The 19,798-nt window shown below is 63.2% G+C and carries 21 protein-coding genes; 4 read left to right on the top strand and 17 right to left on the bottom strand.

Annotated elements, in window-relative coordinates; translation table 11 throughout:
* Nucleotides 1-17 precede the first annotated feature (17 nt).
* On the bottom strand, nt 18-923 hold the full coding sequence (locus FHS84_RS07570; protein ID WP_166932549.1) for a hypothetical protein: 906 nt from the start codon (nt 921-923) through the stop codon (nt 18-20).
* A gap of 118 nt (nt 924-1,041) precedes the next feature.
* Here FHS84_RS07570 and FHS84_RS07575 point away from each other — a divergent pair, with 118 nt between their 5' ends.
* Nucleotides 1,042-2,472, top strand: a complete 1,431-nt coding sequence (locus FHS84_RS07575; protein ID WP_166932552.1) for an amidase — start codon at nt 1,042-1,044, stop codon at nt 2,470-2,472.
* Complete coding sequence (trmFO, locus tag FHS84_RS07580; RefSeq protein WP_166932554.1) at nt 2,469-3,776, top strand: methylenetetrahydrofolate--tRNA-(uracil(54)-C(5))-methyltransferase (FADH(2)-oxidizing) TrmFO; 1,308 nt, start codon at nt 2,469-2,471, stop codon at nt 3,774-3,776. The genes FHS84_RS07575 and trmFO overlap by 4 nt, the downstream gene beginning before the upstream one ends.
* Here trmFO and FHS84_RS07585 read toward each other — a convergent pair.
* Genes FHS84_RS07585 through yajC form a run of 3 tightly spaced genes read right to left on the bottom strand, consistent with a single transcriptional unit; the run spans nt 3,759 to nt 6,352 of the window.
* Nucleotides 3,759-4,421 carry a phytoene/squalene synthase family protein gene (locus FHS84_RS07585; RefSeq protein ID WP_166932556.1) on the bottom strand — a complete coding sequence of 221 codons (663 nt, stop codon included), beginning with the start codon at nt 4,419-4,421 and terminating at the stop codon, nt 3,759-3,761. The two genes, trmFO and FHS84_RS07585, sit on opposite strands and share 18 nt — an antisense overlap.
* Nucleotides 4,418-6,031, bottom strand: coding sequence for a protein translocase subunit SecD (secD, locus tag FHS84_RS07590; protein ID WP_166932558.1), 1,614 nt, complete (start codon nt 6,029-6,031; stop codon nt 4,418-4,420). Before secD ends, FHS84_RS07585 begins: the two co-directional genes overlap by 4 nt.
* Before the next feature lie 15 nt (nt 6,032-6,046).
* The gene (yajC, locus tag FHS84_RS07595; RefSeq protein WP_208393752.1) at nt 6,047-6,352 is read right to left on the bottom strand and encodes a preprotein translocase subunit YajC; all 306 of its coding nucleotides are present in this window, start codon (nt 6,350-6,352) and stop codon (nt 6,047-6,049) included.
* Between the two features lie 165 nt (nt 6,353-6,517).
* Between yajC and FHS84_RS07600 the strand changes: the two genes are divergently transcribed.
* Nucleotides 6,518-7,342, top strand: a complete 825-nt coding sequence (locus FHS84_RS07600) for an ATP-binding protein (RefSeq protein WP_344469320.1) — start codon at nt 6,518-6,520, stop codon at nt 7,340-7,342.
* 60 nt (nt 7,343-7,402) lie between these two features.
* Entirely contained in the window at nt 7,403-8,545 is a 1,143-nt protein-coding gene (locus FHS84_RS07605) for an MFS transporter (RefSeq protein ID WP_166932562.1), read from the top strand.
* Here FHS84_RS07605 and FHS84_RS07610 read toward each other — a convergent pair.
* From FHS84_RS07610 to tatB, 13 genes are all read right to left on the bottom strand, one after another.
* Nucleotides 8,536-9,291, bottom strand: coding sequence for a murein hydrolase activator EnvC family protein (locus FHS84_RS07610; protein WP_166932564.1), 756 nt, complete (start codon nt 9,289-9,291; stop codon nt 8,536-8,538). The two genes, FHS84_RS07605 and FHS84_RS07610, sit on opposite strands and share 10 nt — an antisense overlap.
* On the bottom strand, nt 9,269-9,961 hold the full coding sequence (locus FHS84_RS07615; RefSeq protein ID WP_166932566.1) for a protein-L-isoaspartate(D-aspartate) O-methyltransferase: 693 nt from the start codon (nt 9,959-9,961) through the stop codon (nt 9,269-9,271). Before FHS84_RS07615 ends, FHS84_RS07610 begins: the two co-directional genes overlap by 23 nt.
* Nucleotides 9,962-10,798 carry a 5'/3'-nucleotidase SurE gene (gene surE, locus FHS84_RS07620; RefSeq protein WP_166932813.1) on the bottom strand — a complete coding sequence of 279 codons (837 nt, stop codon included), beginning with the start codon at nt 10,796-10,798 and terminating at the stop codon, nt 9,962-9,964.
* 14 nt (nt 10,799-10,812) lie between these two features.
* Entirely contained in the window at nt 10,813-12,117 is a 1,305-nt protein-coding gene (gene serS, locus FHS84_RS07625) for a serine--tRNA ligase (RefSeq protein WP_166932568.1), read from the bottom strand.
* 742 nt (nt 12,118-12,859) lie between these two features.
* Nucleotides 12,860-13,834, bottom strand: coding sequence for a hypothetical protein (locus FHS84_RS07630; protein WP_166932570.1), 975 nt, complete (start codon nt 13,832-13,834; stop codon nt 12,860-12,862).
* Between the two features lie 176 nt (nt 13,835-14,010).
* Nucleotides 14,011-14,400, bottom strand: coding sequence for an endonuclease domain-containing protein (locus FHS84_RS07635; RefSeq protein ID WP_166932572.1), 390 nt, complete (start codon nt 14,398-14,400; stop codon nt 14,011-14,013).
* A gap of 166 nt (nt 14,401-14,566) precedes the next feature.
* Complete coding sequence (locus tag FHS84_RS07640; RefSeq protein ID WP_166932574.1) at nt 14,567-16,072, bottom strand: family 43 glycosylhydrolase; 1,506 nt, start codon at nt 16,070-16,072, stop codon at nt 14,567-14,569.
* Nucleotides 16,073-16,104: 32 nt separating this feature from the next.
* Nucleotides 16,105-16,881 (bottom strand): hypothetical protein, encoded by a 777-nt coding sequence (locus FHS84_RS07645; protein ID WP_208393754.1) that lies wholly within the window; start codon nt 16,879-16,881, stop codon nt 16,105-16,107.
* A 171-nt stretch (nt 16,882-17,052) separates the two neighbouring features.
* Nucleotides 17,053-17,445: a YdeI/OmpD-associated family protein gene (locus tag FHS84_RS07650; protein ID WP_166932576.1), complete on the bottom strand. Its 393-nt coding sequence runs from the start codon at nt 17,443-17,445 to the stop codon at nt 17,053-17,055.
* A gap of 157 nt (nt 17,446-17,602) precedes the next feature.
* A complete protein-coding gene (locus FHS84_RS07655; RefSeq protein ID WP_208393755.1) occupies nt 17,603-18,049 on the bottom strand; it encodes a GNAT family N-acetyltransferase in 447 nt (148 codons plus the stop codon).
* An 8-nt stretch (nt 18,050-18,057) separates the two neighbouring features.
* Nucleotides 18,058-18,441 carry a hypothetical protein gene (locus FHS84_RS07660; RefSeq protein ID WP_166932578.1) on the bottom strand — a complete coding sequence of 128 codons (384 nt, stop codon included), beginning with the start codon at nt 18,439-18,441 and terminating at the stop codon, nt 18,058-18,060.
* An 81-nt stretch (nt 18,442-18,522) separates the two neighbouring features.
* Nucleotides 18,523-19,350 (bottom strand): twin-arginine translocase subunit TatC, encoded by an 828-nt coding sequence (gene tatC, locus FHS84_RS07665; RefSeq protein ID WP_243850783.1) that lies wholly within the window; start codon nt 19,348-19,350, stop codon nt 18,523-18,525.
* Complete coding sequence (gene tatB, locus FHS84_RS07670; protein WP_166932580.1) at nt 19,347-19,778, bottom strand: Sec-independent protein translocase protein TatB; 432 nt, start codon at nt 19,776-19,778, stop codon at nt 19,347-19,349. The genes tatC and tatB overlap by 4 nt, the downstream gene beginning before the upstream one ends.
* Nucleotides 19,779-19,798 lie beyond the last annotated feature (20 nt).

Raw genomic sequence — 19,798 nt, forward strand, 5'->3', positions numbered from 1 at the left:
GCGGTCGGCCCCACCTTTCAAACCGTTTCGTCCGCAGCGACGACCTGATAGGCCTTCCCTATGGCGCCGAGCAGCGTCCCGGTGATCACCAGTGCACCGATCAGATGAATAACCAGCATGACGGGCAGGACCGGCAGCAGCGCCTTAAGGAACGTTCCGGCCATCTCCGGATCGGGTTGACTGCTGAACTTCTCCATGACCGGGAACAGCGCCGGCATTACCGAGAATTCGCTGATAATGCCAGTCACGAAGCAGATCGGAACGACAATCGCCAAAAGGACAACCAGGGCGCGCCCCACATTGCCCGCTCCCAACGACCACGCCCGCCGAAAACCGATCCGGTTCTCGGCGACGATCACCGCCGGCAGAAAGAAGAACAGCCGGATGCCGATATAAATGAGCGCCACGATCCACGCGATCACCTGCAGGACATCGAACAAAATCACCAGTCCCAGTGCGATGTTCGGAATCGCGGATACGGCGAAATGCAGCGCCACGCCGGCCACGATTTCTACCAACGCCACCGCGCCCATGACGATACCAGCCAGAACGGCTGCGCCGGCCATCCGCCATACCCGTCCGCCGAGCGAGAAATAGAACAGCGTCAGCCCCGTGCGGTTGCCGAGGACGCGTTCGAGAATGCCGACCCGCATCATGGAAACCGTGACAAGTCCGACGAAACCGATCATCGGCGTTGCCGTCATGAACACCGACAGTCGCGTCTCCGCAAAAGTCTCAAAATCCATAGGCCCGTTGAAAGGCGTGAACAGCCATTCATGCGGCACAACAGTGGCGATCACCGCGGCCGCGACGCCTGCGAAAATCAGTGCCGGAAACCAGACGATCCCGATGATCGAGATGATATTGCGGAAAAAGAATCCATAAGCGGCGTCAATCGTCGCCGCACGCGCGATCTTCCTCATGGCAGATGCCCCTCCAACCCCGCATCAGCCTACTCCGCCCTTACCGCCGCGACAATCGCTGCCCCAGATGACAGGGGCAGTCCCGGCGACTAGAGTCGGCGCCGCTTCGGGAGGCGCCATGGCGTTTGATGCATACGAACGTTACGACGGGCTGGGCTTGGCTAGGCTGGTGGCGGCTGGCGAGATTAGCGCCGCCGAGTTGCTCGAATGCGCTATCACACGCGCCGAGAAGGTTAATCCGGCCCTCAACGCCATTATCTACCGGGATTACGAGCGCGCACGGGAGGCCGCCAAGCAGCCGTCGCCCGGTCCGTTCTCCGGTGTGCCGTTTCTTCTGAAAGATATCTCGCTGCAATGCGCCGGCACGCCGACGCGCCAAGGTTCGCGCCTTTTTCCCGACATTCCGGCCGACCACGATACCCATCTGATGGCGCGGTTCCGCCGCGCCGGGTTGATCCCGTTCGCCAAAACCAACGTGCCGGAGTTCGGGCTGGTACCGACCACCGAAGGCAGGCTGTACGGCCCTGCGCATAATCCGTGGGATCTGACGCGTTCGCCGGGCGGATCGTCGGGCGGATCGGCAGCAGCAGTGGCGGCGGGCGTGGTGCCGCTGGCGCATGCCAATGACGGCGGCGGATCGATCCGGATTCCGGCTTCGTGCTGCGGCCTTGTCGGATTGAAACCGACGCGTGGGCGGGTGTCTTCCGGTCCCGACATGCCCGACAGCGTCGATGGACTAGCGATCGAACTGGTGGTGTCACGGTCTGTGCGTGATACGGCAGCAGCACTCGATGCGGCATCCGGCAGCGAACTGGGCGATCCCTACAGCCCTCCGCCCGCGCCTGCTTGTTACAGCCATGCCGTCGAGGAGGCGCCGCGCGCCTTACGCATTGCTTTCACCACCACACGCCTCGACGGCACCAAGGTTCATCCCGATTGTATCGCTGCAGTGGAGCATGCCGCCAAACTGTGCCGCGATCTCGGTCACGAAATCGAGGAAGCGTCCCCGCAAGTACCGGTGGCGCTGTTCGAGCCCGCTTTCACCGATGTGTGGTGTAGCCACCTCGCATCGGCGGTTGACTATCTCGTCCGCACCACCGGCCGGACGCCCGGTCCGGATAATCTCGAGCCGCTGACGCTCGCCTATTACGAACGCGGCAAGGCAGTCGCGGCCTCGCGCTACATCCAGTCGAAAATCATCCTTGGCCGCATCAGCCGCGGCATCGCGCATTTCCACCAGCATTACGATCTCTGGCTAACGCCGACCTTGGGTGAACCGCCGTGGAAACTCGGCCGGTTCGATCCCGACCGCACCGATCTCGCCGCAGTAATGGCGGAATTCGCTGCCTATGTCCCATTCACGCCCTTGCAGAACGTCACCGGCCAGCCGGCAATCAATCTGCCGTTGTTCTGGAATGCCGACAACATGCCTATCGGCGTGCAGTTTGTAGGAGCTTTCGGCGACGAGCTGAGTTTGCTACAGCTCGCGACCCAACTCGAACGCGCCGCGCCGTGGGCGGAGCGATACAAGGCGATCCATATTCCATGACCGGCATCATACACGTTATCGGCGGCGGCTTGGCAGGCAGCGAAGCGGCATGGCAGGCGGCGAGCGCCGGAGCGCACGTCGTCGTGCACGAAATGCGGCCCGTACGCACCACGGATGCCCATTCCACCGACGGATTTGCGGAACTCGTTTGTTCCAACTCGCTGCGTTCCGACGACTATGAGAATAACGCCGTCGGCCTGTTGCACGAAGAAATGCGCCGCGCCGGATCGCTGATCCTCAAGTGCGCCGACGCCCATCGCCTGCCAGCAGGCGGCGCGCTTGCGGTCGACCGGCATGGTTTTTCGGGTGCCGTCACGCAGGCGTTGACCGAGCATCCGAATATCGAAATCGCGCGCGAAGAAATCGCCGAACCGCCCGCCGCCTGGGACAATGTGGTGGTGGCCACCGGCCCGCTCACCTCGCCCGCACTGGCCGATTTCGTCCGCACGCTGACCGATGCGGAGTCGCTCAGCTTTTTCGACGCTATCGCCCCCATCGTCCATCACGACAGCATCGATATGGACGTTGCCTGGATGCAGTCGCGCTACGACAAAGGCGACGGCAAGGACTACATCAACTGCCCGCTCGATCGCGACCAGTATGAAGCCTTCATTGCCGCCCTGCTGGCCGGCGAAAAGACCGAATTCAAGGAGTGGGAAAAGTCGACACCATATTTCGAAGGCTGTCTTCCCATCGAAGTGATGGCCGGCCGCGGCGCCGATACGCTGCGTTACGGCCCGATGAAGCCGGTGGGCCTGCGCGATCCGCGGTTCGAGAAACGGCCGTATGCCGTGGTGCAGCTGCGGCAGGACAATGCACTCGGAAACTTGTGGAACATGGTCGGCTTCCAGACCAAGCTGAAGCATGCCGAACAGGTGCGCATTTTCCGCATGATCCCTGGCCTCGAGAATGCGCAGTTTGCGCGCCTCGGCGGACTGCATCGCAATACGTTCCTCAACTCGCCGCGCCTGCTCGATCCGGAACTTCGTTTGAAGGTACGTCCGTCGTTGCGCTTCGCCGGGCAGGTCACGGGCGTCGAAGGCTATGTCGAGAGCGCCGCCATCGGATTGCTCGCGGGCCGCTTCGCTGCGGGAAAAACCACGCCGCCGCCGATCACGACAGCACTCGGCGCGCTGCTCGCCCACATCACCGTCGGCGCCGAAGCCGAGACCTTCCAGCCGATGAACGTCAATTTCGGTCTTTTCCCGGCCATGCCGCCGGGCCCGCGCGGTCGCGACCGCAAGAAAGCGATGAGCGCCAGGGCGCTGACCGATCTGGCGGGATGGCTAAATCCGCCCGCGTAACGCAGCACCAAGGTACGCGATCTGCTTGCGCCACAGCGGCGGATCGGAGCGTTTGAGATAGAGCGGCGCCAGCGCAGCGGGCAGTACGGCCGGCAGAAGCGGTCGCGGTATCCGGATCCGCCGGGCCCGCGCGAAATGGTCTTTCGCCAGCATATCGGTGTCGATAGCCGCAAAGGCGCCGTCGTGACGTCCGGCCAAGGCATAGGCGATGGCTGCATCACGCACCTCCGCCTCGCCACCCAAAACGCGCGCCATCAGCCGCATCAGCGAGCCGACCGTGGCGTCGGCATGCGCCTCGGCACCGGTGGCATCGGTGAAGCTCTCGCTACGGGCCACGATCATCGCTTCGAACAACCCATCGGGAAGATCATACGCCTTCAACGTTTCCGCCAACGCCCGCGCCACGGCGTGGTCACGAGGCTTGCCGGCGCGCGCCCGTTCGATGGTCTCCCGCCACCAGGTCAGGCGGATTTCCTTGAGCATCGGCTCACGCGGCGCCGAGGCGGCATGCGCGATTTCGTAGTAGAGCGCCGCCAGCGCATAGAGATGCGGCCGCTTATCCTCGGGTGCGAACAGGACAGCAAAAAAGCGGTCCGGATCGTGCGTCCGGACCGCTTGTTCGCATTCGTAAAAAGCGTCGATCAAATGATCAGCTTCTTCGGCTTACGGAAGTTGAGGTAGGCGATGATGATGAGGCGCGCCACCACAACCGAGGTGAAGAACGAGGTCAGAATGCCGACGCCGAGGGTCACCGCAAAACCGCGCACCGGACCGGAGCCGAGTTCGAACAGGATCAACGCCGCGATCAAGTGAGTCATGTTGGCGTCGATGATGGTGGCGATAGCTCGTCGCTCGCCGGTATCGACAGAACCCAGCATACTTCGGCCGTTGCGATGCTCCTCGCGCATGCGCTCGAAGATCAGCACGTTGGCGTCGACCGCCATGCCCAGCGTCAAGACGATACCGGCGATGCCGGGCAGCGTCAGGGTGGCGCCGAACAGCGTCATCGCCGCCATCAGCAGGATCAGGTTGGTTCCCATCGCGATGTCGGCGAAGAGACCGAACAGGCCGTAGCGCAGGATCATGAAGATCGCGACCAGACCGAGGCCCGCGATGGTGGCGATCTTGCCGCTTTCGATGGAGTCCTTGCCAAGCTCGGGACCGACGGTGCGCTGATCAATCGGGTTCAGCGGGGCCGGCAGAGCGCCGGCGCGCAGCAGAACGGCGAGGTCATTGGCGGTCTGGATCGAGTAGCTGCCTTCGATCTGGCCGGAGCCGCCGATGATCGGCTCGCGGATGACGGGCGCAGTGAGCACCTTCTTGTCGAGCACGATGGCGAACGGCTTGCCGACGTTCTCCTTGGTGATCTCGGCGAATTCCTTGGCGCCGACGCTGTCGAAACGGAACGTCACCACGACGCCGCCGGTCTGCTGGTTGGTCGAATAGCCGGCATCCTTGAGGCGGTCGCCCGCGATCAAGACGCGCTTCTCGACCAGGATCGGAAGTTGCCGCTGGCTGCCCTTCTCGGTCGCCATTTCCAGCAGTTCCGAATTCGGCGGAATGCGGTGCTGGGTGATCGCCGCCATGGTGTCGTTGGTGGTGTCCACCATCTGGAACGTCATCTTGGCGGTGGTCTTGAGCAGCTCGATCAAATGCTTGGGATCGGCCAGACCCGGCACCTGCACGACGATGCGATCTTCGCCCTGCTGCTCGATCGAGGGTTCCTTGGTGCCCAGTTCGTCGACGCGCTTGCGCACCACTTCGATCGAACGGCCCACCACGTCCTTCTTGAGCTGCTTCTTGTAAGCTTCGCTCATCTTGAGGACGGCGGTGTTGTCGCCGGTTTCGCTGATGTCGTACTGCTTGGTTCCGATCAACGCCGCGCCGGTAACCGCCGGGTTGAGGTCCTTGATGGCCTTGAGCGCGTTCGGGTAATCGGCCGCATTGAGAATGCGCACGCCGATCGAGCCTTCCGGCCGCTTGAACTCGTAGGCGATATGCTGCTTGCGCAGCGCCCGGCGGATGTCGCCGACCGTCGAGTCGAGCTGGTCTTTCATCACCTGATCGAGCTGCACTTCGAGCAGCACGTAGGAACCGCCCTGCAGGTCGAGGCCGAGCGACGCCGTGTTTTTCGGCATCCAGCTCGGCAGGCTATTGCGCACGTTTTCCGGCAGCGCATTGGGCAGCGCGATGGCAATCCCGAAGATCAGGACGAGCCCAACGACGATACGGACCCAGGCAGAGACCTGCAGCATGATATGATCCTGAACTTACTTGTCGGCCTTGGCTTCGACCGGCTGGTTTTTGGCGCGGACTTCGCCCACGGCCGCCCGGAGCACCTTTACGGTCACGCCCTCGGCGATCTCGACCGAAAGTTCGGTGTCTTCCTTGGCGGGAGCCTTGGCGATCTTGCCGACGATGCCCGAATTCAACACCACGGTATCGCCACGGCGAATGCCTTCGACCGCCGCGCGCAGCTTCTTCTGCTGTTGCGCTTGCGGACGCCAGACGAGGAAGTAAAAGATCGCGGCAACGGCGATCAACATCGGGAAGGGCGAGGCGAGGAATTCTTGCATCGAAGGGTTCCGTAAGACTGCGCGGCGCGGACTATAGCGGTGTGTCCCACCTTTGCAACTCTGTAAAATCAAAGGATTAGCGACCAAATTACCGGTGATTCCGGCGAAACGGCTTATTCTTGCAGGGTCGGGACCTACCCGGATCAGAAAGTGGTGATGACAGCGATGAAACCCAACCGCTCCCCAAAGCGACGGAACGCCGCGCCCAAAACCTCCGCGACGGCGGATGCATTCGTGTGGGAGCCAGGACCGGGCAAGTTGCACCCCGTTCGCAAGGTCGCCCGCCTGCCGATCGGCCTGCTGAAGGGTGTCGAGGCCGCCCGCGACACGCTGATGGAAAACACCCGCCGGTTCGCCGATGGCCTGCCGGCCAACAACGCCCTGTTGTGGGGCGCCCGCGGCATGGGCAAGTCCTCGTTGGTCAAGGCAATCCATGGCGAGGTCAATGCGGGCCGCAGAGGCACCGGCCGGCTGGTGCTGATCGAAATCCACCGCGAGGACATTGCCACCCTGCCCCTCCTGCTGCGCAAGCTGCGCGACGACAAACGCCAGTTCCTGCTGTTCTGCGACGACCTGTCCTTCGACAAGGACGACACCAGCTACAAATCCCTGAAAGCGGCCCTCGAAGGCGGCATCGAGGGGCGGCCGGTCAATGTCCTGTTCTATGCCACCTCGAACCGGCGCCATCTGATGCCGCGCGAGATGATGGAAAACGAGCGCTCGACCGCCATCAACCCGCACGAGGCGATCGAGGAAAAGATCTCGCTGTCCGACCGCTTCGGCCTGTGGCTCGGCTTTCACAACTGCACCCAGGACGAATACCTCGCCATGGTGGAGGGTTACGCCGCCCATTTCGATCTTTCGATCGGCACCGAGGAACTGCACCGCAAGGCGCTCGCCTGGTCGGCAGGCCGAGGCGCCCGGTCCGGACGCGTGGCGTGGCAGTTCATCCAGGACCTCGCCGGCGAACTGGGGAAAAAGATCGCCTGACTGCCCGAATGCCGCCCCAAAGCTTTCGCACGATGCGGGTCCAACCTTAAGTTTCATCCGATGTCCCGCCCCGTCTCTCTCGTTGCCGCCCGCAGGGCGACCTTCGCCATATTCGTCGCCAACGGTTTCGGCTACGGCGCCTGGGCGACTGCCATTCCGTCCTTGAAGGCGATGCTGTCGCTTTCGGCGGCACAGTTGTCGTGGGCGCTGCTGGCGATGTCGATCGGCGGGGTGATCGCCATGCAGCCCGCTAGCCACATCGTCCAGAAGTTCGGCGGCACCGGACGGACGACATCGCGGATGGGCTATCTCTATGCGGCGGCGGTAGCCCTGCCGCTGCTGGCGCCGAATCTCGCGCTCCTGGTGATCGCCTGCGCCCTGGTCGGCGCCACCATCTGCCTGATGGACGTGGCGATGAACGCCCATGCAACGCGGATCGAGGCCGATTGGGGTTCGGCGATCAATTCGTCGTTCCATGCCGGCTTCAGTCTCGGCGGGCTTGTCGGCACCGGCTTCGGCGCCATGCTGCTGTCCTTGCATATGCCGACCCATTTCCTGCTGCTGCCCTCGGCCGCGATCGTGCTGGCGACGGTGGTCCTGGCCGCGCCGCATCTCGGCCCCGGCGACACCGAGAAGCGCGAACCGGGCCCGATCTTCCGTCTGCCCGAGCGCAGCATCGCGCTGCTCGCGGTGGTGCTGACGCTGTGCTTCATGAGCGAAGGCGCGATGGCAGACTGGAGCGGCATCTATCTCACAACCCTCGGCGAGACCCCGGCGCGCGCGGCGGCCGGCTATGCCTCCTTCTCTGCCGTGATGGTGATGGGACGGTTGTGCGGCGACTGGGTGGTACAGCGCTTCGGCCGGCCCACTGTGATCGGGGCGGGATGCGCGCTTGCCGCCTTCGGACTGATCCTGGCGACGGCCCTGCCTTACTTCCTCGTCGTGGTGATCGGGTTCGCGTTCGTCGGCGCGGGCCTGTCGAACGTGGTGCCGTGCGTGTTCTCGACGGCCGCCGCCCGCGCTTCGTCACCGGCCGCGGGCATCGCGGAAGTTTCGACGGCGGGCTTCGGCGGATTTCTCACCGGCCCGGTCCTGATCGGAGCCGTCGCTGCCGCCTACGGGATGCGCGCCGGCGTCGGCGTGATTGCCGCCGCCGCCACGCTGGCGGCGCTAGTGTCGTTGCGGCTGAAAACTCAGCGATAAGCCACGCGCTGCGATCCGAGGATCTGACGCGGATCGACCGGCGTTTCGCCGTGGTTGCCGCGGCGGACTTCGAAATGGAGCTGCGGCGTGCGCACGTCGCCGGTGGTGCCGACATAGCCGATCACCTGGCCGCGCGCGACCCACTGACCTTTGTCGACCACGAAATGATCGGCGTGCGCGTAGGCGGTGATGTAGCCGTTGTCGTGCTTGATCAGCACGAGATTGCCGTAGCCGCGCAGTTCGTTGCCGGCATACGAGACATTGCCGTCGGCGGCGGCCCGAATGGGCTCGCCCTGCGTCGCGGCGATGTTGATGCCGTTGTTCTTCTCGCCGCCCGGAGAGGCCCCGAACTCGGACAGCACGCGCCCGCGCACCGGCCACTGGAAGCGGGCGTCGCCGGCGTAATTGGGACGGCTGGCGGGACGATAATCGGAATCGTCGTTACGCTCGGCCGGACGGTCGTACCACTTCTGGCTCGGACGAGGCGTCGGCGTCTGGGAATAACCGCGATCATACGACCGGTCGTCGTAGTAACGATTGTCCGTGTACTGCGATTCGTAATAGGTCGGGTTCGGACGCGGCTTCGGCTTGACGGCGGCGACGCGATGGGGGCGTGACTTGGTCGTCTGCACATCCCAGCCGAAATACGGTTCCGGCGTCGTCGTGCACCCGGCTGCCAGCAAAGGCAGGATTACCGCGGCTGCGACGGCAAAGATGCGATACTCAGCGTTGCCTCTCCGAACCATTGGTTTCTCGCTTTTCCTGCGGCACGCCCGGAAGCATGGGAACGAACACCACAGGGATCAGCGCCTCTTTCTTCCAACCTGTCTCAGTTCGGATCATCTTTGTTAATAGTTGAGAAAACCTTTCTAAATCGGGGCCGGTCGTTTCACCAACCGGGGCCACCAAGATACCGCCCGGCTTGAGCTGCTGAGCCACTACATCTGGTATCTCGCTCACGGCCGCCGTAAATAGAATGCGGTCGAAGGGCGCTTGTTCCGGCCAACCTTGGTAACCGTCCCCGAGCTTGGTGGCGATGTTGTCGATACGGAGGGCTTTGAATCGCCGCTCCGCTTCGATGTGCAAAGCGCGGTGGCGCTCGATCGAATAGACCCGCCGGCACAGCTGCGACAGCACCGCCGCCTGATAGCCGGAGCCGGTGCCGATCTCGAGCACACGGCATTTGTCGTCGAGTTCGAGCGCGTCGGTCGACACCGCCACCACATAGGGCTGGCTGATGGTCTGGCCGCAGGCGATCGGCAGCGCGGTGTTGTCGTAGGCGGCGTGCTCGAACAGTTCTTCGACGAACACTTCGCGCGGCGTGCGCTCGATGGCCGACAGAACTTTGGCGTCGGTGACCCCCTGCTTGCGCAGCGCCATCACCAGAGCGATGCGGCGGGGATCGACGTCCATCATCTACGGCGCCCGTTCCTTGGCGGGGATGAGAGCACCGGTGGAATCCTCGCTCGGCACCGCGGGCTTGCCGAAATCGGCATCGACCGAGTGCTTCAGCGCCTGCAGCACTTTCCAATCGGTGAGGTTGAGCTGCAGCGGCGTCACCGCAATGCACTTCGACGCCAGCGCGCCGAGATCGGTGCCCGGCTTGGCGGTGAACCGCTCGCGGCGGAAGCCGATCCAGAAATACGGATTGGCGCGCATGTCGACACGGCGCTCGATGGAGATTTCCTGCCACTCGCGCACGCCCTGCGCCACCACCTGGATGCCCGCGACCTCGTCCGGCGTGCAGTCCGGGAAGTTCACGTTCATCAACACGTCCTTGGGCCAGCCGGTCTCGATCAGTTTCTTGACCACCGCCGGTCCGTGCGCCTCGGCGCAGTCCCAATGGATTTGTTTGCGGTCCTCATAATTGTAGCATTGCGACAGCGCAATCGCCGGAATGCCGAGGGCGCAGCCTTCCATCGCCCCGGCGATGGTGCCCGAATAGGTCACGTCGTCGGCCGCGTTGATGCCGCTGTTGACGCCCGACAGGATGAGATCCGGCGGCTGGTCCTTGAGCAGATGCGCCGACGCCATCATCACGCAATCGGTCGGCGTGCCGGTGACGGCGAAGTGACGGTCGTCCGCCGCGCGCAGGCGCAGCGGCAGCGTCAGGGTCAGCGAATGCGAGGCGCCCGATTGCTCACTCTCGGGCGCGACCACCCACACGTCGTCGGTCAGCGTCCGCGCAATCGCCTCGGTGACTTTCAGCCCCGGCGCCCGGATGCCGTCGTCGTTGGTGACCAGGATGCGCAGTTTCTTGTCAGCCATCACGCCTTCTCGATCTTCTTCATGCCCATATACGGCTGCAACGCGTCAGGGATGCGAATGGAGCCGTCGGCGTCCTGATAGTTCTCCATCACCGCGATCAGCGTGCGCCCGACCGCAAGGCCGGAGCCGTTCAATGTATGCACCAGCCGCGTGCCCTTGCTGTCTTTGGCGCGGTAGCGCGCGCTCATGCGGCGGGCCTGGAACTCGCCGCAGTTGGAGCAGGACGAAATCTCGCGATAGCGGTCCTGACCCGGCAGCCAGACTTCGATGTCGTAGGTCTTCTGCGCCCCGAAGCCCATGTCGCCGGTGCACAACGTGACGACGCGATGCGGCAGGCCGAGCAGCTTCAGAATGTTCTGGGCGCAATCGGTCATGCGCTCGTGTTCGGCCACCGACTGTTCCGGCGTGGTGACGGACACGAGTTCCACTTTCGAGAACTGATGCTGGCGGATCATGCCGCGGGTGTCGCGCCCCGCCGCGCCCGCTTCGGCGCGGAAGCACGGCGTCCATGCCGTCATGCGCATCGGCAGCTTGTCTTCGTCGAGGATTTCCTCGCGCACCAGATTGGTCAGCGGCACTTCGGCGGTGGGGATGAGACCGAACCGGCCTTCGCCCGCGCTGGCCCAGAACAAATCCTCTTCGAACTTCGGCAACTGGCCGGTGCCGAAAAAGGCTTCGTCGCGCACCAACAGCGGCGGCACCACTTCGGTGTAGCCCGCGGCGGTCTGGGTATCGAGCATGAAGGCGCCGAGCGAACGTTCCAGCTTGGCCAGCGCGCCCTTGAGGTACACGAACCGCGCGCCCGAAACCCGTCCGGCGCGTTCGAAATCCATCAGGCCGAGCGCTTCGCCGAGTTCGAAATGCTCTTTCGGCTTGAAGTCGAACCGCGTCGCCGATCCGAAGCGGCGGGCCGCCACTTCGACATTGTCGTTCTCGTCGGCGCCGAACGGCACGTCGCTGGCCGGAAGATTGGGCAGGACCGCTAAGGCCTTGCGCAGTTCTTCGTCGTAGGCGCGTTCGTCGGCCTCGTCCTTCTGGATCGCGGCTTTGAGGTTCGCCACCTCGTCGAGCAGCGCCTGGGCTCCCGCTTCGTCCTTGTTCTTCTTGGCCATGCCGATGGCGCGCGAGGCTTCGTTCTGGCGGGCGCGATGCTGTTCGAACGAGGTCTTGGCCCCGCGCCACTTGGCATCGAGTTCCAGAATCGCATCGGTCACCTTGCCGGCGTCTTCGGCATAAGCCGGACGGCGCGCCAGGGCTTCGACGAAAGCGTCACGATTGTCGCGGATCAGTTTGAGGTCATGCATCGAGAGTCTCCCGGCTCCGCTTTTAGCTTCGCCGTGGCAAGTGAGGCAAACTTGGCGCGCCGTAGCTCGAAGCGAAGGCGGCCCGGACGGGGTAATGCCACGGGCGGGAACGAGGGTCAAAACTTCCCGCGAGAATGTGCAACGAAAGCTCCAAATACACCCGGAGCGGGCGCCGGAAATCGCGTCCGCTCCAAAACCATGGCGTCAAAGCTCCGGCAGGCCGGCCGAGCGCCGCTGTCACACGGCAAACAACCGGCACCTTCGCTTTGCCCCGACCGCACGGGAGAAACCCCTGGCCTTTGCCGCCGCCGCCCCGCCGCGATGCCGACCTTAAGTCTCCAGGACGCGGGGGCCTCTTGAAGGCGTGCGCCGCACGCGGGCCCCGTTGCCGGGAAACAGCCGGATCGCCGGCGGAGCGGACTTACCACCGTCCTTCGCCGGGTCTCCCCGTAGCGCGCACGAGCGCGCATCCGGGTCTGTCTCGTCGTGTCGGCGGCCGGAGCCGCCATGCTGCCATCCATCCTCATCGCAAAACTGCGAGTCGGAGATGGGAACGAAATGGGAACATTTCAAGAGGGTGCGGCAATCGTGACGCTGATCGGAGCGAGAGGCAGAAGCAATCGCAGGAGGGGAGAGACGGGGATGAGCGGACGCGAGGCGAAGATGCGCCAGAACCGAGCTTTGGCTTCCTCACCACCCACGACCTGGAGCAGAACATCGCATAGGTGCTGCGAAGTTCGCATCATGCTGCTAGGCAGTGCTGAAGAAATACTAAAACAAGATCCATCATAAGCATTGCGTCGCGCGGGGTTGCTTCGCTGAGAGATGGTTTTGCGGTACTCTTCGTGGCGCGCTCCGACGGAAAGAAGCTCTCCAATACATTGATGAGCGGCTCTCCAAATCTCGTAGCCGAGACTAAACCATTCTTCTTTGCTGTCCGGAAGAGTTCCTTTAGTTCGCCCTTGCCATTTTTCCCTTCGTCACCAGACCGAATCTGGAGAAATCGCTGTACCGCGCTATGTGCCTTGGTAATCACCTCCCCGAAATCGCCCGCCCGATAATCAGCAAACATCTTGCCCAAATCATCACTGACACGAGCATATTTGGGATCGGATAGAACGCCGAGCACTGGTACATAGATTTTCTCGGCAATCGTTGTGTCTTGAATGGGCGCGAACCCGCTACGAGTTACTTGGACGTTTACGGAAAACTGGCGAAACAGGTAATTCAGCATATTTGCGAATCGGTCGAACTTCTCGAAGGCGCGCTCCACCAAAGCGTTTCGCTTTTCCGCATCCATTTCTTTTCTCGCTGCGTCGTGCTCCCAACGGCTAATGTGCATTGTCGCGAACGCGCTCAGCAGACGCAGAACAAGTTCTTCTTTATTTGATGTCGCCACGATTTCATAGAAATCCGCGTATGCGGCATTCATTCGGTCAAACTCGTTTTCGCCATAAATCCCACTCAGTGGTTTCAGTTTATGAAGTCGCTTACCGGGCAACTCTCTCAGGAAATTGCGGTTCAAATAATCGACGGCGGCGAGAACTTCACGTGAGCGAGGTTCAATCCATCCCTTGTTGTGTAGTTCTTGGAGGAACGTTTCACGCTCGGTCGTCTTGAGATCGCGCCAGCACCGGAGTGCGAGTTTCGGCTGTATCCGTTCTTCGATTTCTGGATTGCCGTCACCGTACAGGCGGAACTCTGGTACATCGCTCATTCCCACCCCCTCGATATTCCTGCACGAAAGCCTACAACTTTGAGACAACCTGCCAAAGACTGGAATTGGCGTACATCAGCCAAAAGCGCCTCCCGGAATGTCGGAAAGCAAGCCTTACGAAGGTGCGCACATTTTCACCTCGCCCCCCGACTTCGGGGGAGAGGTCGGCGAGCGCGTCAGCGCTCGACGGGTGAGGGGGCCGTCAACGCGCGCCAAACGCCTTCCAGGATGGCATCCGGCGTACGCAGGAAATCATCGTTCCAAACGCGGAGTATGCGAAAGCCGCGCGATTGCAGAAAGTCGGTTCGTTTGATGTCGTATTCGGCCTGCTGGGCATGCTGACCGCCATCCAGTTCGACGATCAATCTTTGATCCAGGCAAACAAAGTCGGCGATGTATGGCCCCACCGGATATTGACGCTTGAACTTGTAGCCATCGAACTTGCGTCCGCGCACGGCGAACCAGAATTTGCGTTCCGCATCGGTCGGCTCGTGGCGCATCTGCCGCGCATTCGAAATCAGGCGCTGTCCGGCGGCGCGACGGTTCTTGGTGTTCTGAGAGACCATTGATCCCCCTCACCCGCCATCCGTTGCGCTTCGCGCTTCGGATGTCGACCTCTCCCCCAAGTGGGGGCGAGGTAAGCGTAATACCTGAATGCGCCCCATACAAAAACAAATGGGGACAGGCGAGCCTGTCCCCATAGTTAAACAGCCTCTGTCTCTGTACGCGGACTTACGGCTTTCGGAAATTCCAGCGCGAGCGGTCGCCGTTGGGCTCGAACTTCAACAGCGCGAGCGAACTGCGGCCGATGGCGGTGAGCGCCAGCGGTTCGGAGGAGCCCGGCGTCGCCTTCGGCATGATGCGATAGGTGCCGTCGGTCAGCTGATCGATCCGCCACAACTGCTCGGCGGCGCCGGTGAACGAAGGCTGCGCCACGACGCTGCCATCGGCCATCGCGGTCAGCGCCCGATCGGTTTCGGCGATCGTGATCTTGTAATACGGCGCGCCGGGATAACCGCCCGCATCCGCGACCGGCGTGACGGTCCACTTCTGATGCGGCCGGGTCATATAGTCGTTGAGCTGGACGTCGATCTTACCGGCCGGCCAGTTGGCCGAATCCTGCGCCAGCGTCATGTCGGGAAGCGGCGTGATCGGCCCCTTCGGCGGCCCGAAGAACGAGAAGCCCTCCGGCGGCGCCTCGGGCATCGCCCCGTTCGGACCGAGCGCAGGCATCGGTCCGCGATGACGCGGAACGTCGATACGCACGAAGTCGACGGCAAGCTCAAGCGCCCCGCCGCCACGCTCCGACTGGATCTCATAGGTGCCGGGGACGAAATGATCGCCGCCGACCGGCCAGCCGTCTTTCCAAAGCAGCGGGCGGATGTCGAGCACGCTGAGGCCGCCGCGATCCATGTCGGCTTCATAGTGCATCGAGAACTTCTGCACCCCGTCGCCGAGATCGAGCAGACCGAAATGGCCGACGCCGTAAACGCGCCCCGCACCGGCGGCTACCAGTTTGCCGCCGCCCTTCAGCAGCGGAACGCCCATATTGTCGACGTAAGGTCCGAGGATGTTCTTCGAACGGCCGACGCGAATGTTGTAGCTCGAATTCGGCCCGTCGCAGCAGGTGCCATGAGTGCCGAGCAGATAGTACCAGCCATCGCGGTACATCATGTCGCTCGCTTCCATGTCGATGGCGACGTCGACGGCCTTGTTGCCCTTCACGCGGTCGCCGGTCTTGGGATCCAGCTCGACGATGCGGATGGTGCCGAAATAGGTGCCGTAGCTCAGCCACAGATGCCCTTTGGCATAGAGGAACGCCGGATCGATGGCGTCATTGTCTTCGACGCCGTTCGAGGAGGCGACGATGCCGACATCGTGGAAGCCGAAATTCGGCGACTTCGGATCGAGGGACTTGGTCCACATGACCTTGATGTTGCTGGCGTGGCCGCCCGACATGCCGCCGCCGCCGACCGCGTAAGCGACGTAATAGCGATCGCCGATCTTGATCGTGTCCGGCGCCAGACCGCCGCCGGGACGCAGCGCGCCGCGGTGCCAGGTATAGCCGTCGTCGGACATCAAGCCGCCACCGCCGGTACCGAAAGTGAAATACTTGCCGTCGGATTCGACCACCGTCGACGGATCGTGGATGTAAGGCTCGCCGGCGAGCTGCGCCGAGGCCGGACCGCCCGCCAGGAAGGCCAGCACGCCGGCCGTGGCCAGGAAATTGCGTTTCATGGAAGCTCCGGAACGAGAGGATGAGGGCCGTTTCATTGCGCGCTCACCGTGATGTCTTTGATTGGCTGGCCCTGATTGTCGACGAACCGGACGCAGAAGTCGCTGAGGCCCGGCCCGTTGATGACGGCGCCCCACAATACGTTGCGCCCCTGCTTGAGGGTCAGCGGCTTCGACACCACATCGTCCATCACCATGCGGCGGTCGTCGAACAGGCTGGCGGCCTCTTCGCCGTTCAGCTTCCACATCGAGGCGGAATTCGAGCCGACCGCAAGGCGGACGTTCTTCATCTCGCGCGGGCTGTCGATGACAGTCACCGCCCAGAAGATCACGCCATAGGTCTGCTTGTTGAGGCCATAGGCCAAGCGGAACAGCTTGACGTCGAACCGGTTCGCATCGAGCGCGTGCCAAGCCAGGGACTGATTGCCGACCTGCACCACCTGACCGTCACGCGGCAGGGTGGCGAACTGGCCGGGATAGGCCTCGTGGCCGAGCGCATCGCGGACATACGTCCCGGTGAACACGGCGTTCGAGGGATTGGGCTTGTTGATCGGCTCCAGCAGCAGCCAGCGCCGGATAAAGCCGTCGGCGTCGGGCTTGGCCGTGGCCGTCTTGGCCGACGCGAAATACGGCGCTAGCGTCCGCGCGGCTTTGTCAGCCTTGGCATCGGCAGCCAGATGGTTGATCCCCGTGAAAACGGGAGCACCGTTCGGCGCAGCAGGCGGAGTGTTCTGCGCGCTGCAAAGGCCGGACGTTGCCAGAACGGCAAGGAGCATAGATCCCAGCCGCATATGCGTGCGAATTAAGCTCATGGGCTTCCCTCTTTTGTCTGAGCATATTCACGCGCCGGTGCGGCTCAAAATCCTTTCGGCGGCGCAGATGAAATCACTTCTGCGCCGGAAAGCGCTTCCGCGACACTCCGCGACAAACCACGACAAAGTCTCCACAAACGCGGCGGCGACGGCATGGCGGCAGCGGGGCGATCAGGGATGCCGCGCGCCGTTCGCGAGCAGCGTGCACGACGTCTCAATTCGCGTGGTTCGGGTCGCGGCGTCGGCCGCGGCGGCTATCCAATCGGTAAAATTGCGTTTCTCGTCGGCGGTAAGCTGTTTCCATAGCGCCTGCGCTTTGGGGACGGATTTGAGCGCCGTGTACATATCGAGCGGCACCACTGCATAGCAGCACGGACGGCGCTTGCCCGAGGCGAGACGCGAAGGCACGCTCTCGATCCGGCGCCGGCGTGTTTCGGGCTGCTTGGCCGCGTCGATCCAACTGATGAAGTCCCGTCGGCCGATGGGCGTCAGCGCCTCCCATTGCGCTTTCGCCTGGGTGTCGGCGGCGAGCACTTTCTTCAAATCGGGCGGCACCAGCTCCATGCGCCGAGTATAGCGAAGCCGGGCGCTCTGCAAAGACTGTCAGCGCTGCATACAGTACATCCTGGCGCACGCCACCTCCCCGCTTTTTCACCATGGTGCGGCACGTTGATCTCAGCACCGCGAGGGAGGAAAGAAAGACGGTCGTGCCCGAGCGCCCCTACTCCGTGAACCCTCGCTCCGCCATCGCGTCGGCGCGGAGGAAGCGGGCCATGCCGGTCTTCAGGGCGCGGAAACCGAGCTTGCGGTAGAAGCCTTCCTTGCCGGGACTGGCGTAGAGGATCACGTTGCAGTCGCCGAGCCCGGTCAGCAGCGCCTCGACCAGAAGGCGGCCGAGACCCGAACCTTGGTAGCGCGGCAGCACCGCGATGTCGTAAAGCGCCGCCTGATAGACGCCGTCGGACAGCGCCCGGCCGCAGCCGATCAGGGTTCCCTCATCGTAAGCAAATACGACATTATAGGCGCCTTCGAAGGCGCGGCGATGGATCTCGGGCGCGTGAAACGACATGCCCGCCTCTTTGAGGACATCGCGAACCGCGGTCCAGTCGATGCCATCACAGGTCTGACGAAGCTCTATGGCCATGGCGCCCGCATCGTTGCGTTTCATGCGCCAAATTACCTATTCCTGCGTCCGAAGCCAGAGCGGGGAGCGGGCGTGCGCGGCGGCGGTGCGACCGGCGTGCGGTCCCGTTCTTCGGCTTGGCGCGCCTTGTAGCGGGCGATGGCAGCGTCGGCATCGACCGTGCGGCCAGAACCCGGCTCGTCATCGCCCGGCCCTCGCGCCCGCGCCCGGCCGACCAGCCGGACGACCCTGATAATCAGCGGAATGGAGAACAACAGGCCGACCACGCCCAAGCCCAGCACGGTTGGGCCCAAGCCGACCTCCTCCGCCTCCTGCACGGAACCGCTGAGGTCGAGGAAATAATAGAGAAGCCCGGCACAGTAGAGAATCGGCAGAAGCGCGCTGCCCACACCGAAAAAGGATTTCAGATCCCGCACGCCCGCCTCCACCGCCAGACCGATACAGGATAACGAGGCAAAACCAACAAATCCTGAACGCGCCGGCGCCGGAAAATCGGCCTATTCGTCGGCCCTGACGTCGACTTCCGCGTCGGCTTCGGCGCGTTCCTTGTCGCGCTTTTTCTCGATGCCTTTCACCAGCCAGATCGAGACCTCGTAGAGGAAGATCAGCGGCACCAACAGGCTCAGCATCGAGAAGATGTCGGGCGGGGTGAAGATCGCCGCCAGCACGGTGATGCCGACGATGGCGTAGCGGCGCGAGGAGCGCAGCAGATCGGACGAAACGATGCCGACGCGGCCGAGCAGCGCCAGCGCCACCGGCAACTGGAAAGTCAGGCCGAACGCGAAGATCAGCGTGGTGACGAAATCGAAATAGTCGCTGACCTTGGCCATCATCTCGATGGGCAGCGCGTCCTTGCTGCCTTTGGTCTCGAAGCCGAGGAAGAACTTCAGCGCGTAGGGCAGCATCACGTAATAGACGAACGCCGCACCGGTGATGAACAGCGCCGGGCTCGCCAGCAGGAACGGCAGGAAGGCGCGGCGCTCGTGCTTGTAGAGACCGGGCGCAACGAACATCCAGATCTGCGCCGCGATCACCGGAAACGCGAGGCACAGGCCCGCGAACAGGCCGACCTTGGCGTTGGTGAAGAACTTCTCGTAGACCTGGGTATAGATCAGATGGCGGCCCGGCTGTCCGGCCAGCGCATGCGCCAAGGGCGCGGTGAGAAAATTGTAGATCGGATCGGCGAAGGCGAAGCAGATGATGAAGCCGCCGAGCAGCGCCAACAGCGAATAGATGATCCGCTTCCTGAGTTCGATCAGGTGTTCCAGCAGCGGGGCCTTGGAGGCCTCGATCTCGGCTTCGTCGGCGTCCGTAGGTCTCATCATGGTGCGGGGTGGTCGGTTTGCGGCTGCGGCGCTGGCGCCGGTTCGCCGGCTTCGACCGCGTGCTCGGCGGCTTCGGCCTGGGTGGTTGCGGCGGGTTCTGCCGCGGCATCGACGGGAATGGCCGGTTCAGGAATGGGGTCTGGGTCGAGGCTGACGGCCGGGCCGGTCATCACGTCGTTCAACTGCTGCTCGACGCCGGCCAGCGGGCGCGCGTTGCGCAGCTCGTCGAGTTCCTTGCGCAGTTCGTCGAGTTCGCTCTGGCGCGCCATATCGTCGAAGCTGCGGCGGAACTGATCGGCCATGCCGCGGGCTTTCGCGGTCCATTGGCCCATCTTCCGCATCAGTTTCGGCAGGTCCTTGGGGCCCACCACGACAAGGGCGACCACCAGAACCAGGAGCATGTGGCTCCAGGAAAGTCCGAAGTCCATCAGAAAACCCTAGCCAGGAG

The sequence above is a fragment of the Rhizomicrobium electricum genome (assembly GCF_011762045.1).
GTDB classification, from domain to species: domain Bacteria; phylum Pseudomonadota; class Alphaproteobacteria; order Micropepsales; family Micropepsaceae; genus Rhizomicrobium; species Rhizomicrobium electricum.